The 13,386-nt window shown below is 68.2% G+C and carries 14 protein-coding genes; 10 read left to right on the top strand and 4 right to left on the bottom strand.

Annotation, left to right across the window (positions count from 1 at the left end; genetic code table 11):
• Nucleotides 1-72 precede the first annotated feature (72 nt).
• Together HEP73_RS20575 and HEP73_RS20570 are read left to right on the top strand one after the other, a co-directional pair.
• The gene (locus HEP73_RS20575) at nt 73-537 is read left to right on the top strand and encodes a DUF4126 domain-containing protein (RefSeq protein ID WP_185821350.1); all 465 of its coding nucleotides are present in this window, start codon (nt 73-75) and stop codon (nt 535-537) included.
• A complete protein-coding gene (locus HEP73_RS20570) occupies nt 534-1,907 on the top strand; it encodes an FAD-containing oxidoreductase (protein ID WP_185821349.1) in 1,374 nt (457 codons plus the stop codon). The genes HEP73_RS20575 and HEP73_RS20570 overlap by 4 nt, the downstream gene beginning before the upstream one ends.
• Nucleotides 1,908-1,983: 76 nt before the next feature.
• On the opposite strand, the gene HEP73_RS20565 is transcribed toward HEP73_RS20570, so the two are convergent.
• Nucleotides 1,984-2,613 carry an imm11 family protein gene (locus tag HEP73_RS20565; RefSeq protein WP_185821348.1) on the bottom strand — a complete coding sequence of 210 codons (630 nt, stop codon included), beginning with the start codon at nt 2,611-2,613 and terminating at the stop codon, nt 1,984-1,986.
• Nucleotides 2,614-2,758: 145 nt separating this feature from the next.
• Nucleotides 2,759-3,577 (bottom strand): HDOD domain-containing protein, encoded by an 819-nt coding sequence (locus HEP73_RS20560; protein ID WP_185821347.1) that lies wholly within the window; start codon nt 3,575-3,577, stop codon nt 2,759-2,761.
• Between the two features lie 655 nt (nt 3,578-4,232).
• On the opposite strand from HEP73_RS20560, the gene HEP73_RS20555 reads away from it, so the two are divergent.
• Complete coding sequence (locus HEP73_RS20555; protein ID WP_185821346.1) at nt 4,233-4,727, top strand: hypothetical protein; 495 nt, start codon at nt 4,233-4,235, stop codon at nt 4,725-4,727.
• A gap of 224 nt (nt 4,728-4,951) precedes the next feature.
• Here the strand turns inward: HEP73_RS20555 and HEP73_RS20550 are convergent, their stop codons facing one another.
• Nucleotides 4,952-5,425 (bottom strand): YehS family protein, encoded by a 474-nt coding sequence (locus HEP73_RS20550; protein WP_179569339.1) that lies wholly within the window; start codon nt 5,423-5,425, stop codon nt 4,952-4,954.
• A gap of 165 nt (nt 5,426-5,590) precedes the next feature.
• Here HEP73_RS20550 and HEP73_RS20545 point away from each other — a divergent pair, with 165 nt between their 5' ends.
• The 4 genes from HEP73_RS20545 (at nt 5,591) to glpK (ending at nt 10,903) form a co-directional block, all read left to right on the top strand.
• Nucleotides 5,591-6,445, top strand: a complete 855-nt coding sequence (locus HEP73_RS20545) for a DeoR/GlpR family DNA-binding transcription regulator (RefSeq protein ID WP_185821345.1) — start codon at nt 5,591-5,593, stop codon at nt 6,443-6,445.
• Nucleotides 6,446-6,794: 349 nt separating this feature from the next.
• A complete protein-coding gene (glpD, locus tag HEP73_RS20540; protein WP_185821344.1) occupies nt 6,795-8,309 on the top strand; it encodes a glycerol-3-phosphate dehydrogenase in 1,515 nt (504 codons plus the stop codon).
• Between the two features lie 180 nt (nt 8,310-8,489).
• On the top strand, nt 8,490-9,308 hold the full coding sequence (locus tag HEP73_RS20535; protein WP_185821343.1) for an MIP/aquaporin family protein: 819 nt from the start codon (nt 8,490-8,492) through the stop codon (nt 9,306-9,308).
• 95 nt (nt 9,309-9,403) lie between these two features.
• A complete protein-coding gene (gene glpK, locus HEP73_RS20530; RefSeq protein ID WP_185821342.1) occupies nt 9,404-10,903 on the top strand; it encodes a glycerol kinase GlpK in 1,500 nt (499 codons plus the stop codon).
• 113 nt (nt 10,904-11,016) lie between these two features.
• Here the strand turns inward: glpK and HEP73_RS20525 are convergent, their stop codons facing one another.
• The gene (locus HEP73_RS20525) at nt 11,017-11,235 is read right to left on the bottom strand and encodes a hypothetical protein (protein ID WP_185816727.1); all 219 of its coding nucleotides are present in this window, start codon (nt 11,233-11,235) and stop codon (nt 11,017-11,019) included.
• Nucleotides 11,236-11,580: 345 nt separating this feature from the next.
• On the opposite strand from HEP73_RS20525, the gene HEP73_RS20520 reads away from it, so the two are divergent.
• The 3 genes from HEP73_RS20520 to HEP73_RS20510 all read left to right on the top strand — a co-directional run bounded on the left by HEP73_RS20520 (nt 11,581) and on the right by HEP73_RS20510 (nt 13,110).
• Entirely contained in the window at nt 11,581-12,141 is a 561-nt protein-coding gene (locus tag HEP73_RS20520; protein ID WP_185823523.1) for a peroxiredoxin family protein, read from the top strand.
• Nucleotides 12,142-12,145: 4 nt separating this feature from the next.
• Nucleotides 12,146-12,361: a hypothetical protein gene (locus HEP73_RS20515; RefSeq protein ID WP_185821341.1), complete on the top strand. Its 216-nt coding sequence runs from the start codon at nt 12,146-12,148 to the stop codon at nt 12,359-12,361.
• 104 nt (nt 12,362-12,465) lie between these two features.
• The gene (locus HEP73_RS20510; protein WP_185821340.1) at nt 12,466-13,110 is read left to right on the top strand and encodes an HAD-IA family hydrolase; all 645 of its coding nucleotides are present in this window, start codon (nt 12,466-12,468) and stop codon (nt 13,108-13,110) included.
• Nucleotides 13,111-13,386: the final 276 nt, after the last annotated feature.

The raw sequence follows: 13,386 nt of genomic DNA, 5'->3' as shown, positions 1-13,386 counted from the left end.
CGCCTGCCGTGCGGTATGCCGCACTTGCCAGGTTGTCCCGGGTTTCTTTCGCCACCTGCCGGAGTCGCCGCCATGAGCCTGCTCGTCGTCGCGCTGTTGATCGGGATCGTAGCTGGCCTGCGCGCGATGACCGCGCCGGCCGTGGTCAGCTGGGCCGCCAGCCTGGGCGTGTTGCCGCTGGTCGGCACGCCGCTGGCGTTCCTGGGTTGGCGCTTCACGCCGTGGATCGTCTCGCTGCTGGCCGTCGGCGAGCTGGTCACCGACCAGTTGCCGGGCACGCCCAGCCGCAAGGTGCCGGTGCAGTTCGGCACGCGGATCGTGATGGGCGGGCTGTGTGGCGCGGCGGTGGGCATGGGCGGCGGGCTGTGGGTGGCGGCGATGGTCGCCGGTGCGCTGGGCGCGGTGCTGGGGACCTACGGCGGTGCCGTGGCGCGCGCGGCGATGGCGCGGCATTTCGGTCGCGATCTGCCGGCCGCGCTGCTCGAAGACGCGGCGGCGATCGGCCTGGGCGTCCTGGCGATGGCGCTGCTGCGATGAGCCGCCCATTCGACGCGATCGTGGTCGGCGCCGGCCAGGCCGGGCCCTCGCTGGCCGGCCGGCTGGTCGCCGCCGGCATGCAGGTGGCATTGGTCGAGCGGCAACTGGTCGGCGGCACCTGCGTCAACACGGGCTGCATGCCGACCAAGACCCTGGTCGCCAGCGCGCGCGTGGCGCACCTGGCGCGGCGCGCCGCCGACTACGGCGTGCAGGTGCACGGAGAGGTCGGCATCGACATCGCGCGGGTGATGGCACGCGCGCATGCGGTGACGCACAGCGCGCGCGACAACCTGGAGCAGTGGCTGGGCGGCATGCCCGGGCTCACCGTGTTGCGCGGCCATGCCCGCTTCGAGGCGCCGCAGCGGCTGCGCGTGGGCGAGGAATGCATCAGTGCGCCGAAGATCTTCCTCAACGTCGGCGGCCGCGCGCACGTGCCGGCGCTGCCGGGGGTGGAACGGATCGACTACCTGACCAATACCTCGATCCTGCAGCTGCAGGAAGTGCCGCGGCACTTGGCGGTGATCGGCGGCAGCTACATCGGCCTGGAATTCGCGCAGATCTTCCGCCGCCTCGGTGCGCAGGTCACCGTGGTCGAGCGGCAGCCGCGGCTGATCGCGCGCGAGGACGAGGACGTGTCCGACTGCATCCGCAGCGTGCTGGAAGGCGAGGGCGTGGCGGTGCGTACCCACGCGCAATGCATCGCCTTCGCACCGCATGCGCAGGGCGTGGCGGTGCAGGTGGATTGCCATGAAGGCGCGCCGGAAGTGGTCGCCAGCCATGTGCTGCTGGCGATGGGACGGCAGCCCAATACCGACGACCTGGGCCTGGAACACGCCGGCATCGCCATCGACGCGCGCGGCTACATCGTCGTCGACGAGCAACTGGCGACCAGCGCCGCCGGCGTGTGGGCGCTGGGCGACTGCAACGGCCGCGGCGCGTTCACCCACACCGCCTACAACGACTACGAGATCGTCGCCGCCAACCTGCTCGACGGCGGCCAGCGCCGGGTGTCGCAGCGCGTGCCCGGCTACGCGCTGTACACCGACCCGCCATTGGGCCGGGTCGGCATGACCGAGGCGCAGGCGCGCGCCAGCGGCCGCCCACTGCTGTTCGCCAAGCGGCCGATGACCCAGGTCGGGCGCGCGCGCGAGAACGGCGAGACCGCCGGCTTCATGAAACTGGTGGCCGATGCGCAGACCCACCGCATCCTCGGCGCGGCGATCCTCGGCATCAACGGCGACGAAGCCATCCACGGCGTGCTCGATCTGATCAATGCCGAGCAGCCGTTCGAGACGCTGCAGTGGGCGGTGCCGATCCATCCGACCGTGTCCGAGCTATGGCCGAGCGTGGTCGGCGCGCTGCGGGCGTAGCGTGAGAGCGGCTAGTGCAGGAGGTCGCGCCGTCAATCGAAGTGCGGACCGTCTCCACCGGGGGCAGGGTGGCGAACTAACAGAAATCTGCCCAAGGGTCGTAGCGGTAAGAGGCGTCCAACGCCATGAACTTGACGCCTGTGAGCTTATGGCTTTCAAAAGCGTTCTTGAATGTTCTGGAGCAAACAGTTTCTTTTATTTCCATGCAATAAAACAAATGACTTTCGATGCCTTTGCGTATTATGAATTTGTCTATTCTTGCATAGATAACTTCTTGCGTGCCGCTGTCGGAAGGCATCAGGAGTTTGCCGGTATATTTATCCGCATCAATTTCGAATATGGAGCGCTCTTGGTCGAGAATAGCAAGTCGATTGGTCGGTATGAGTAGGTTGTAGCGCCTGGATGGCGTTTTTTTTCTGTAGAGCTCGATACTGATAGGGCATGTGATTACTGGAGCTTTCAGCGTTTCGACCAACTCAAGCATTGCATCCGAGGCTAAGAGTTCATCGACAAGGTAGTCGGCTTCCAGTAGATTGGTTTTCGCCTTTATAAAGTAGCTGGAAGCAAAATCGCTCTGCCCCGGCAACTCGGAAGGGTAGTGGAACTCCGGAAAGGGAGGTGTCCATTCAGAGGCAAAAAAAGAGGGCGCGCCTTTGTCATCGGATAAGTGATTGACAATAAAAAACTCTTCAGTGTTGTCGCCCATATAAGTCCTGTTGCGGGATCGGTTTTAAAATGTAGGAGCGGCTTCAGCCGCGACCGGGCGTTACCGGTAACGTCCGGTCGCGGCTGAAGCCGCTCCTACAGTGGTTTCCGATCTCCCTCGTTGCCGAAGGCGCGGCGAGCAACGCTTAGCGCAGCATCTCGGTGAACGCGCGGTCGGCCTCGATCACGTCCGGCAGCACGGCGAACAGCGCGTCCAGGTCCACGTCGTCCAGCAGCGGGCCGCTGACCGCCTGCCGCGCTTCCGGGGTGGCCCCGCCGCAGCGCTCCAGCGCATCGGCGACCAGCGCCGCCTGTGCCACCACGCGCGGCATCGGCTGGCCTTCTGGCGCCTGCAGCGGCCGTGCCTGGAAGGCGATCGCGGTCTGGATCACCTCCGGCAGGTGCCAGCGCCGCGCCAGTTCGGCGCCCACTTCCGGGTAGCCGAAGCCCAACTGCACGGTCTCGTCGGCGGCGCGGCCGCTGGAGGACGCATCCGGATGCAGCTGCGCCGCATAGTCCGGCGCGCCGGTCTGGATCAGCAATTCGCCGATGTTGTGCATCATGCCGCAGGTGAACGCGGTTTCCGGATCCAGGCCCTTCTGCTTGGCCAGCAGCCGGCAGATGCCGGCGACCTCGAAGCTGTGCAGCCAGAACGCGCGCAGGTCGAAATGGGCGGGCGCATGGAACGCGTCGGTCATCGACGAGGCCAGCACCAGCGTGCGCAGCGTGTTGAAGCCCAGGCGCAGCGCCGCGTCCTCGACGCTGGTCGAATCGCGCGCGCCGCGGAACCGCGCCGAATTGGCCAGGCGCAGCACCTTGGCCGCGATCACCGGGTCGCGCTCGATGCTGCGCGCCACGCTGTCCAGGCTGGTGGTGGGATTGTCGAATTGCAGGATCAGCTCCTGCGCCACCTTGGGGATGGTCGGCAGGGTGTGCAACTGGTCGAACAGCACCTCTAGTTTCATGGGGACCTCAAAACGTAACGGGAAGGGACACCGCCGGCGCAGGGAGTGGGCGGCGCCCGCCATGGGTGGCGACCCCGCGCATCGTAGACCGAATCGCGGCGGGCGGCGTGCACACCTGGGGGTATGGTCCGTCCTGATGGCGCCGGCTGGACATGCCGCGCGGTGTGTGAACAACACGTCGCGGGTGCGGCGCGGAGCCGCCTCGGCCATCGGTCGCGACAGGCGTTTCCGATGCAAGCCACTGCGACCGAGAGCGGCGACCGTCGACGCCTGGACCGAAAGATGCGCGGCGCGTGGTGATCGAGCGCGTGCGCGCCCGCGCAGGACATCGCGCGTCGGTCGTTCGGCGATTCCCTGGGGTAGGGTGCCTTACCCGTCGCGGCGCGCAGGACGTGCCAGAGCGCCGTGGGGCGCCGGGCTTGCGAGCGTGAACGCCGGCAGCGCTGCAATGCGATCGCCGTGGCCGGTCGTCACGGCGATGCGCCGAGGGGCGGCGACCGGCCGTAGCGTTCGCTGTCGGGCAAGCTGTCCGCGATGGCCACGGGTGCGGCGCGTCATCCAAGTGTCACCGGATTGACCCAAACTCGTCGAACTGGGGAGCAGGTCCCATCGACCGTGCGGCCTTTCTTATCCGCGAACGCGGCAGGATCGAACGATGAAATACATAGTGCTGGCGCTGGCATGCGCCCTGGCGGCGCCGATGGCGCAGGCGCAGTCGGGGTATGTGGAGATCGAGCACAAGCTGAGTGCCGAGCAGTTGCGCGAGGTCGGCCTGACCCCGACCCAGCTGGCCACGCTCAATCGCCTGCTGCGCGACGCCGAGACGCGCGAGGCGGCACAGGCCCCGGCGCGGCCCGCGTCTGCACCCGCAGCGGCCGTCGCCGGCGAGCCCGAGGCCGGGCAGGGCATGATGATCGGCCTGGACGACGGCCCGATCAGTGCCCGCGTGCAGGGCGAGGTCGCCGGCTGGGCGCCGGGCACCGTGTTCGTGCTGGACAACGGCCAGCAGTGGAAGGTGCTCAAGGGCAGCATGACCCTGCGCACCGCGCTGGCCTCGCCGGCGATCAAGGTCGTGCCCGGCATCGCCGGACGCTGGTTCCTGCAGGTGGACGAAGACCTGCCGAAGGCGCGGGTCTATCGGATCCGCTGACTCGCTTCCTGTGGGAGCGACTTCAGTGGCGACGAACGAAGCGGAGAGCCTGACGACTTTGGATAGCGTCGGGACAGCATCGCATTGCCACGGACTGCGGCTCCTGTAGGAGCGGTTTCAACCGCGACCCAAGGCCTCGGCAAGACGACGGCTTCGGCTACCGTCGAGGCTGAAGCGCTCCTCCTCAGCAACAAGCCCGCCCAGCGCGCATCGCGCACTCCGCCTCACCCCGCCGCGCGCATCCGCAAGGTCAGGCCCTTGAGGAAGTTGCGCAGCAGCTGGTCGCCGCACAGGCGGAAGTTCTTGTGCTCGGGCTGGCGGAACAGCGCCGACAGCTCCGGCTTGGACACCGGGAAGCCGGCGTCGGCGAAGATCTGGTGCATGTCCACGTCCTTCAGCTGGAACGCCACGCGCAGCTTCTTCAGCACCACGTTGTTGGTGACCCGGGTTTCCACCGGGCGCGCCGGCAGGCTGTCGTCGCGGCCGCGGTAGTGGAACACCAGCCCGTCGAGGAAGTGCGCCAGCACCAGATCGCTGCATTCGACGAAGCCGTCCTCGTCTTCCTTCTTCAGGTAGGCCGGCACTTCGCTCTTGTCGATCGGGAAGGCGGGATCGGCGAGGTGGACCGTGTCCACGATCATCTGGTCGCTCAGGTCGAGCATGTAGCGGATGGAGCGCAGTACGTCGTTGTTGATCATGGCCGGTCCGGTGCTGCCGGTGGGCGTCCGGCGGGGTGCGTAGTCTAGGCCGTGTCCCGCATGGGGGGTAGGCGCGTCGCGTCGAGGCGCGCCGGTCGCCACGGCGCCGTGCGATCGCGATGGCGGCGTTTGCATCCGCGCGCGCATGCGCCCCATCATCGGCGCATGGACAACACGATTCCCAAGCCGAGCGCGGTGCCCGCGCTCAATCCGCGCCAGGAACAGCTGGTGACGCTGGTGCGACAGCAGGGCTATGCCGAAGTGGAAGGGCTGGCCACGCGTTTCGAGGTGACCCCGCAGACCATCCGCCGCGACGTGGCGCTGCTGTGCGAGGCCGGCCTGCTGCGCCGCTACCACGGCGGGGTCAGCCTGCCGTCGAGCGTGGAGAACCTGGCCTACACGGCGCGCAAGTCGCTGCAGGCGCAGGAGAAGCGGCGCATCGCCACGCTGCTGGCGCAGCACATCCCCGACGACGCGTCGCTGTTCATCAACATCGGCACCACCAACGAGGACGTGGCGCGCGCGCTGATGGGGCACAGCGGGCTGCGGGTGATCACCAACAACCTCAACGTGGCGGTGATGATGAGCGCCAATCCGAGCTTCGAGGTGATGGTGGCCGGCGGGCGCGTGCGCGGCCGCGACCAGGGCGTCACCGGCGAGGCCACGATCGAACTGATCCGCCAGTTCAAGGTGGATTTCGGGGTGATCGGCATTTCCGGCATCGATCCGGACGGCACCCTGCTGGATTTCGATTTCCACGAGGTGCGGGTGGCGCAGGCCATCATCGAGCACTCGCGGCAGGTGTTCCTGGCCGCCGACCACAGCAAGCTCGGCCGCAACGCCATGGTCCGGCTCGGGCCGATCGCGCGGGTCCAGGCCTGGTTCACCGACCGCGCGCCGCCGCCGGAACTGGCCGCGGTGCTGGCCGAGGCCGGCACCCGCGTGTTCGTCGCCGAGGGCGGCGCCGACGGCGAGGCCGAGGCGGATGTGGTGGCCAGCAGCCAGGCCGATCCAGACTGAGCTGCGCCGCCGCGACGTGCGTGGGTGAGGCAAGCCGGCATGCGGGCGCATGCCGGGCGGCGCAGCGACCGGCGCTGGGAACAGACGAACCCCGCATTTCGTGTGCGTTTATGTTCGTATTGTTTCGTTATTATGACGTTAAACCCCGCCGGGAGTCGCTATCGGCGGGAGCCCGGCTGCCGGAAATGAAGCGGTCGCCATGTGCCTATGCCTCCAACAGCAAGGCTCTGCGTTGACTCTACGCTGCACTGCAGCGTGCTATGTTCGAAAATGTTCGTTTACGATCTTTTCGTCCTTCGTCGTCGACCCGGGTATTTGCCCGGTGACACGACGCTTCTGGAGTCAGGCAATGCGCGAGATCTACGATGTGCTGGTGGTCGGTGGCGGCATCAACGGGGTGGGCATCGCCCGCGATGCGGTGGGCCGTGGCCTGTCGGTGTGCCTGTGCGAGCGCGACGATCTGGCCTCGCACACCTCCAGCGCCAGCACCAAGCTGATCCATGGCGGGCTGCGCTACCTGGAGCAGTACGAGTTCGCGCTGGTCGGCAAGGCGCTGGCCGAGCGCGAGGTGCTGCTGCGCCTGGCCCCGCACATCATCTGGCCGCTGCGCTTCCTGCTGCCGCACCAGCCGCACCTGCGCCCGGCGTGGATGATCCGCACCGGCCTGTTCCTGTACGACCATCTCGGCCGCGGCCGCCGCACCCTGCCGGGCTCCAAGCGCATGGCGCTGCGCTCGGATCCGGTCGGCGCGCCGCTGCGCGAGGAATTCCGCACCGGCTTCGTCTATTCCGATGCCTGGGTGCAGGACGCGCGGCTGGTGGTGCTCAACGCGATGGACGCGGCGCAACGCGGCGCGCGGATCCTGACCCGCACCCGCTGCGTCGCGGCGCGCCGCGTCGGTGGCATATGGCAGGTGCAGCTGGAGCATGCCGACGGCCGCCGCCAGGACCTGCAGGCGCGCGCGCTGGTCAATGCCGCCGGGCCGTGGGCGGTGCAGTTCCTGGACGACGTGGCCAAGGTCGGTCACGACCACGCGCTGCGCCTGGTCAAGGGCAGCCATATCGTGGTGCCGCGGCTGTTCGAGCACGACCACGCCTACATCTTCCAGCAGCCCGACCGGCGTATCGTGTTCGCGATTCCCTACGAGCACGACTTCACCTTGATCGGCACCACCGACGTGGACTACCGCGCCGATCCGTCCGCGCCGAAGATCGATGCCGAGGAGACGCGTTACCTGTGCGAGGCGGCCAACCGCTATTTCCTCAAGCAGATCGCGCCCAGCGACGTGGTGTGGAGCTACAGCGGCGTGCGCCCGCTGCTCGACGACGAGGAGGACAACGCCGCCGAGGTCACCCGCGACTACCTGCTGGAAGTGGACGCGGACGACGGCGCGGCGCTGCTCAACGTGTTCGGCGGCAAGCTCACCACCTATCGCAAGCTGGCCGAGGAAGCGGTGGACCGGCTGGTCGCGCACGCCGGGCGCAAGGCGCCGGCGTGGACCGCGCGCGGCGCGCCGCTTCCGGGCGGCGAGCGCCGCGACATCCGCGTACTGGCGCAGGAACTGCGCACGGCGCGGCCATGGCTGAGCGAAGCGACCGCATGGCGGCTGGCGCGCAACTACGGCACCCGCGCGGTGCAAGTGTTGGGCGACGCGGCATCGCTGCAGCAACTGGGCGAGCATTTCGGTGCCGATCTGTACCAGGCGGAAGTGGACTACCTGCGCGAACACGAGTGGGTGACCCAGGCCGACGACCTGCTGTGGCGCCGCAGCAAGCTCGGCCTGCGCATCGACGCGGCCGGCCGCCAGCGGCTGATCGACTATCTGCAACAGGCGCCGGCCGCGGTGGCCGCCGCGCCCGCATGAGGCAAGCACCGCGGCCGGCGTGCCCGTCCCGGGCGCCGGCCGCGCGTGCGCAATCGCCGCGCGCATCGGCATCCGCCGCCGCGCGCGAACCTGGGAACGACCGTGGAGGGTGGCAGGCATGTGCAAGACGACGACCGGCATGACCGGCAAGACGACGACAGCAGTGCGGGAGCAGCGCGCATGAACCGGCAACTGCTTGGCGAACTGATTTCCGAGGCGATGGCGATGGTGATCATCATCGCCTTCGGCTGTTCGGTGGCGTGCATGTACGTGCTGTACGACCCCAGCCCCTACCAGAACGCCTATTGGGGCGTGTGCATCGCCTGGGGCCTGGCGGTGACGATCGCGATCTACGCGACCGGCTCGGTCTCCGGCACCCACGCCAACCCGGCGGTGACCCTGGCGCTGGCGGTGTTCCGCGGTTTCTCGTGGAAAAAGGTGTTGCCGTACTGGGCGGCGCAGGTGGTCGGCGGCTTCCTCGGCGCGGGCATCGTCTATCTGCTGTTCGCGCCGGTGATCGACCACTACAACCAGGCCCATCAGTTGACCCGCGAAGCGGGTGGCGCGGCCGGCGTGTTCTTCACCGCACCGGGCCTGGCGATCACCCCGATGCATGCGCTGCGCGACCAGGTGATCCTGACCGCGTTCCTGATTTTCGGCATCTTCGCCATCACCGAGCGCTACAACGAGGCCGCGCCCACCGCCAATTCCGGCGCGTTGATGATCGGCCTGCTGGTGGCGACCATCGGCGCCTCGATGGGCTACCTGGAAGCGTGGGCGATCAATCCGGCGCGCGATTTCGGGCCGCGCCTGTTCGCCTACTTCGCCGGCTGGGGGTCTTCGGCGCTGCCGTCGGCCAACAGCTACTGGTGGATTCCGATCGTCGGCCCGCTGATCGGCGGCGTGATCGGCGGCGCGGCCTACCAATGGCTGATCTATCCGTTCCTGCCGGCGCGGATCAAGGCGCTCGAGGAAGAAGCGGCGTCGCGCCAGGCCTGAGCCGGCGCGACCTGGGTGCCGGCACCGCCGGCACCTCCCCATCCATTTCGGGCGCCGCCGCGGCGCGCGCCTTCACGACCCCGCAGGAGTCACCGATGGAAAAGAAATTCATCCTGGCCATCGACCAGGGCACCACCAGTTCGCGCGCGATCCTGTTCGACCGCAAGGGCCACATCGCGGGCATGGCGCAGCGCGAGTTCGGGCAGATCTTCCCGCAACCGGGCTGGGTGGAGCACAACCCGCGCGAGATCATGACCAGCGTCTACACCACGATCACCGAACTGCTGAACAACCAGCAGGTGGACGCGAGCGCGATCGCCGGCATCGGCATCACCAACCAACGCGAGACCGCGGTGGTGTGGGACCGCGCCACCGGGCAGCCGATCTACAACGCCATCGTCTGGCAGTCGCGGCAGACCAAGGACATCTGCGACCAGCTCAAGGCCGCCGGCCACGAGGACATGGTGCGGGCCAAGACCGGCCTGCTGATCGATGCGTATTTCTCCGGCACCAAGGTCAAGTGGATCCTCGACCACGTCGAGGGCGCGCGCGAGCGTGCGCAGCGCGGCGAGCTGGCGTTCGGCACCATCGACAGCTGGCTGATCTGGAACCTCACCGCCGGCAAGGTCCACGTCACCGACTACACCAACGCCTCGCGCACGCTGCTGTACAACATCCATGAGTTGCGCTGGGACGAAGAGCTGCTGCAGATGCTCGACATCCCCGCCTCGATGCTGCCCGAGGTGCGTTCCTCCAGCGAGATCTACGGCACCACCCAGGGCCAGTATTTCTACGGCCACGAAGTGCCGATCGCCGGCATCGCCGGCGACCAGCAGGCGGCGCTGTTCGGCCAGGCCTGTTTCGAGCCGGGCATGGCCAAGAACACCTACGGCACCGGCTGTTTCATGCTGATGAACACCGGCGAGAAGGCGGTGGAATCCAAGAACGGTCTGCTCACCACGATCGCCTGGGGCGTGGACGGCAAGGTCGAGTACGCGCTGGAAGGGGCGATCTTCGTCGCCGGTTCGGTGGTCCAGTGGCTGCGCGACGGCCTGCGCATGTTCGGCAAGGCCAGCGACTCGCAGTCCTACGCCGAGCGCGCAGGCGACAACGACGGCGTGTATTTCGTGCCGGCCTTCGTCGGCCTGGGCGCGCCGTACTGGCGCAGCGACATCCGCGGCGCGGTATTCGGCCTGACCCGCGGCACCACCAAGGAACACTTCATTCGCGCCGCGGTGGAGTCGATGGCGTACCAGACCCGCGACGTGCTGACCGCGATGCAGGTCGACTCGGGGATCGAACTGAAGGAACTGCGCGCCGATGGCGGCGCGATCAGCAACGACTTCATGGCCCAGTTCCAGAGCGACATCCTCGACGTGCCGGTGCTGCGCCCGGAAGTCGCGGAAACCACCGCGCTGGGCGCCGCGTACCTGGCCGGATTGGCGACGGGCTTCTGGAAGGATCGCGCGGAGATCGCGCAGCAGTGGGCGGTGGACCGCCGCTTCGAGCCGAGCATGCCGGCCGAGCGCCGCGAGGAACTGTATGCCGGCTGGCAACAGGCGGTGGAGGCGACGATGGGGTTCCGGATTCGCTAGCCATCGCCAATGCTTTGTCTCTGTAGGAGCGGCTTCAGCCGCGACCAGGCGTTATCGGTAACGCCGTGTCGCGGCTGAAGCCGCTCCTACAGGGGAGTTTTCTGGGCCGGACGCTACACGTACTGCGTCGGCCCGCGCGGCCCCGGCACCGGGGCATCGACATCGCCGACCGGATCGCTGATCGGCGGGATGGTCGGGTCGATCGGCTGGTCCGGGATCGGGTCCACCGGCCGATCCGGGATCGGATCCACGCCCGGATTCGGAACCTGGCCGGGCACCTCGTTCGGTGGCTGCTGCGGATCCTGGCCGGGGTTGGGATTCTGCATCTGCATATGCGCCTCATGATTCGGAAAACCAGGCTGCACCGTGCGCGCCGCCGCGAACGCAGCGTGTGAAGCGGAAGGCAAGGGCGGATGAAGGCGCGCCAGCGCGTCTCGCTGCAGACGCTGCTCCCATGATTTAGAGAACTGCGACGTGCAGGCCGTGCGCTTGCCTGCAACGCGGCGCACGCCACTGGAATGCGTACCTGCGGTAAAGCGTGATTGCCTCCCCAGCATCGCCACGCGGCCGCAAAAACCGCACGCCAGGCGTTGACCGAACCCGGCGCAGTTGCGCAGCCTGCAAGCGACACCGCACGGGATGCACAGCGCATGGCACGTCGTTTTCCCTGGAGTTGGCTGGCCTTGCTCGCGGCCTGCGCGCTGCTGATGGTGCTGGCCTGGCAGAACCGCCAGCTGCGCGAAGAGCGGCGCTGGTTCGTGACCCGCACCACCGAACCCTATTTGGGCATGTATGTGCCGAAGATCGCAGCGACCGCGCTGGACGGTTCGGCGCTGACTCTGGGTGTGCCGGCGGGGGACACGCAGGTGCTGTTCTTCTTCACCACCACCTGTCCGTACTGCAAGCGTTCGGCGCCCAGCGTGGTGCAGGCGGCGCAGCGCCTGGCCGAGCAGGGCGGCCGCGTGCAGGTGCTGGGAGTGTGCCAGTGCAGCCCCGACCAGGCGCGCCGCTATGCCGTCGAGCATCGCTTTCCCTTTCCGGTGACCACGCTCACCGATCGCCGCGCGCTGATGCTGTTTCGCGCGCGCAACGTGCCATCGATGCTGGCGCTGGACCGCGATGGGCGGGTGCGTTACGCACGCGTCGGCGTCTTCGATACCACGGAGCGGGTGCAGGACCTGGTGGCCGCAGTGCGACGCACGGAGGCGCCGGCGGCTTTGGCAACTCTCGAGGAGTGACGACATGAAACAGCGTTGGACAGCGTTGCGTAACGGCATGGTCGCGGCCGTGTTCCTGGCCTGCATGGGCTTCGGCGCGGTGCAGGCGACCGCCGGCGACGGAATCGAGAAGGATGCATCGTGTAGCGCCTGGGCGTGTCAGCAGGAGTGCGCGCCGTTCGGCGGCGAGTTGGGGCCGGGCGGTCCCGGCAAGCCGCTGGTCTGCTACTGCTGCGGTTGAGCCAGCGCCGGGGCCGGCCACCGCCGGCTCCGGCTTAACCGCATGCAGGCGCGGGGCGCGGCCTTGCTGGCGACGCGGCCGGTGCTGCGGCATGCTGCCGCCGCATGCGCCGCTACGACCTGATCATCTTCGATTTCGACGGCACCCTGGCCGATTCCTTCGCCTGGTTCCTGGACACCATCAACGACGTCGCCGACGAGTTCGGCTTCCGCCGCTTCGAGCCGGAGCGGCTGCAGGAAATCCGCAGCCTGAGCGCGCGCGAATTGATGGCGCGCAGCGGCATCCGCTGGTGGCGGGTGCCGGCGGTGGCGCGGCGCATGCGCGCGCTGATGGCCGCGCAGATCGAGCGCATCGCCCTGTTCGACGGGGTGACCGAATTGCTGGACGCGCTCGCGCGGGCCGGCGTGCAGTTGGCCCTGGTGACCTCCAACAGCCGCGACAATGTCGAGCGCGTGCTCGGCACCGAACTGACCGCGCGCTTCCGCCACATCGGCTGCGGCGCAGCAGTGCTGGGCAAGCGCCGCAAGCTAAGCGCAGCGCTCAAGGCGTGCCGGGTACCGGCCGCACGTGCACTCTGTGTGGGCGACGAGATCCGCGACGCCGACGCCGCGCGCCAGGCCGGCATCGCCTTCGCCGGCGTCGGCTGGGGCTACACCTTGCCAGCCGCGCTGCAGCCGCACACGCCGCTGCCGCTGCTGCAGCGCCCGGCGGACGTCTGGGACCGGCTGGGCCTGCCCATCCCGGCCTGATCTAGCGAGCTGCGCCCGCGACCCAGCGCCCGATTCCCGCCCCGCCGTCGTTCCCTGCCTGCTCGCAATCCCTCCGCGCCGGGTAGCCGCTTCTACCCATTCCCGACTCCCCATTCCCGATTCCCAGCCCCATGCTGCACCGCGTCGTTGATTGTTCACTTATGATTGCTATATTCATATACGAACAGTCGGCAAGCGGCGCCAGCGGCCAGGGCGACGCGATCCGGCCATCATCCGATCTGGCCCCAGGTGGGCGGAGGCGTGGCATGCGCAATT

It is taken from the genome of Xanthomonas sp. GW (genome assembly GCF_014236815.1).
In the GTDB taxonomy this organism is placed as follows: domain Bacteria; phylum Pseudomonadota; class Gammaproteobacteria; order Xanthomonadales; family Xanthomonadaceae; genus Xanthomonas_A.
Note: the sequence above shows the minus strand (reverse complement) of the source record. Positions and strands in the feature narration are given on the sequence as shown.

Bases quoted from the DNA above. Each gene is read 5' to 3' on its own strand.
- HEP73_RS20550 (WP_179569339.1), bottom strand. From the start codon at position 5,425: ATGATCAACAACGACGTACTGCGCTCCATCCGCTACATGCTCGACCTG.
- HEP73_RS20525 (WP_185816727.1), bottom strand. From the start codon at position 11,235: ATGCAGATGCAGAATCCCAACCCCGGCCAGGATCCGCAGCAGCCACCG.
- HEP73_RS20575 (WP_185821350.1), top strand. From the start codon at position 73: ATGAGCCTGCTCGTCGTCGCGCTGTTGATCGGGATCGTAGCTGGCCTG.
- HEP73_RS20565 (WP_185821348.1), bottom strand. From the start codon at position 2,613: ATGGGCGACAACACTGAAGAGTTTTTTATTGTCAATCACTTATCCGAT.
- HEP73_RS20535 (WP_185821343.1), top strand. From the start codon at position 8,490: ATGAACCGGCAACTGCTTGGCGAACTGATTTCCGAGGCGATGGCGATG.
- HEP73_RS20570 (WP_185821349.1), top strand. From the start codon at position 534: ATGAGCCGCCCATTCGACGCGATCGTGGTCGGCGCCGGCCAGGCCGGG.
- HEP73_RS20515 (WP_185821341.1), top strand. From the start codon at position 12,146: ATGAAACAGCGTTGGACAGCGTTGCGTAACGGCATGGTCGCGGCCGTG.
- glpK (WP_185821342.1), top strand. From the start codon at position 9,404: ATGGAAAAGAAATTCATCCTGGCCATCGACCAGGGCACCACCAGTTCG.
- HEP73_RS20510 (WP_185821340.1), top strand. From the start codon at position 12,466: ATGCGCCGCTACGACCTGATCATCTTCGATTTCGACGGCACCCTGGCC.
- HEP73_RS20560 (WP_185821347.1), bottom strand. From the start codon at position 3,577: ATGAAACTAGAGGTGCTGTTCGACCAGTTGCACACCCTGCCGACCATC.
- HEP73_RS20555 (WP_185821346.1), top strand. From the start codon at position 4,233: ATGAAATACATAGTGCTGGCGCTGGCATGCGCCCTGGCGGCGCCGATG.
- HEP73_RS20545 (WP_185821345.1), top strand. From the start codon at position 5,591: ATGGACAACACGATTCCCAAGCCGAGCGCGGTGCCCGCGCTCAATCCG.
- glpD (WP_185821344.1), top strand. From the start codon at position 6,795: ATGCGCGAGATCTACGATGTGCTGGTGGTCGGTGGCGGCATCAACGGG.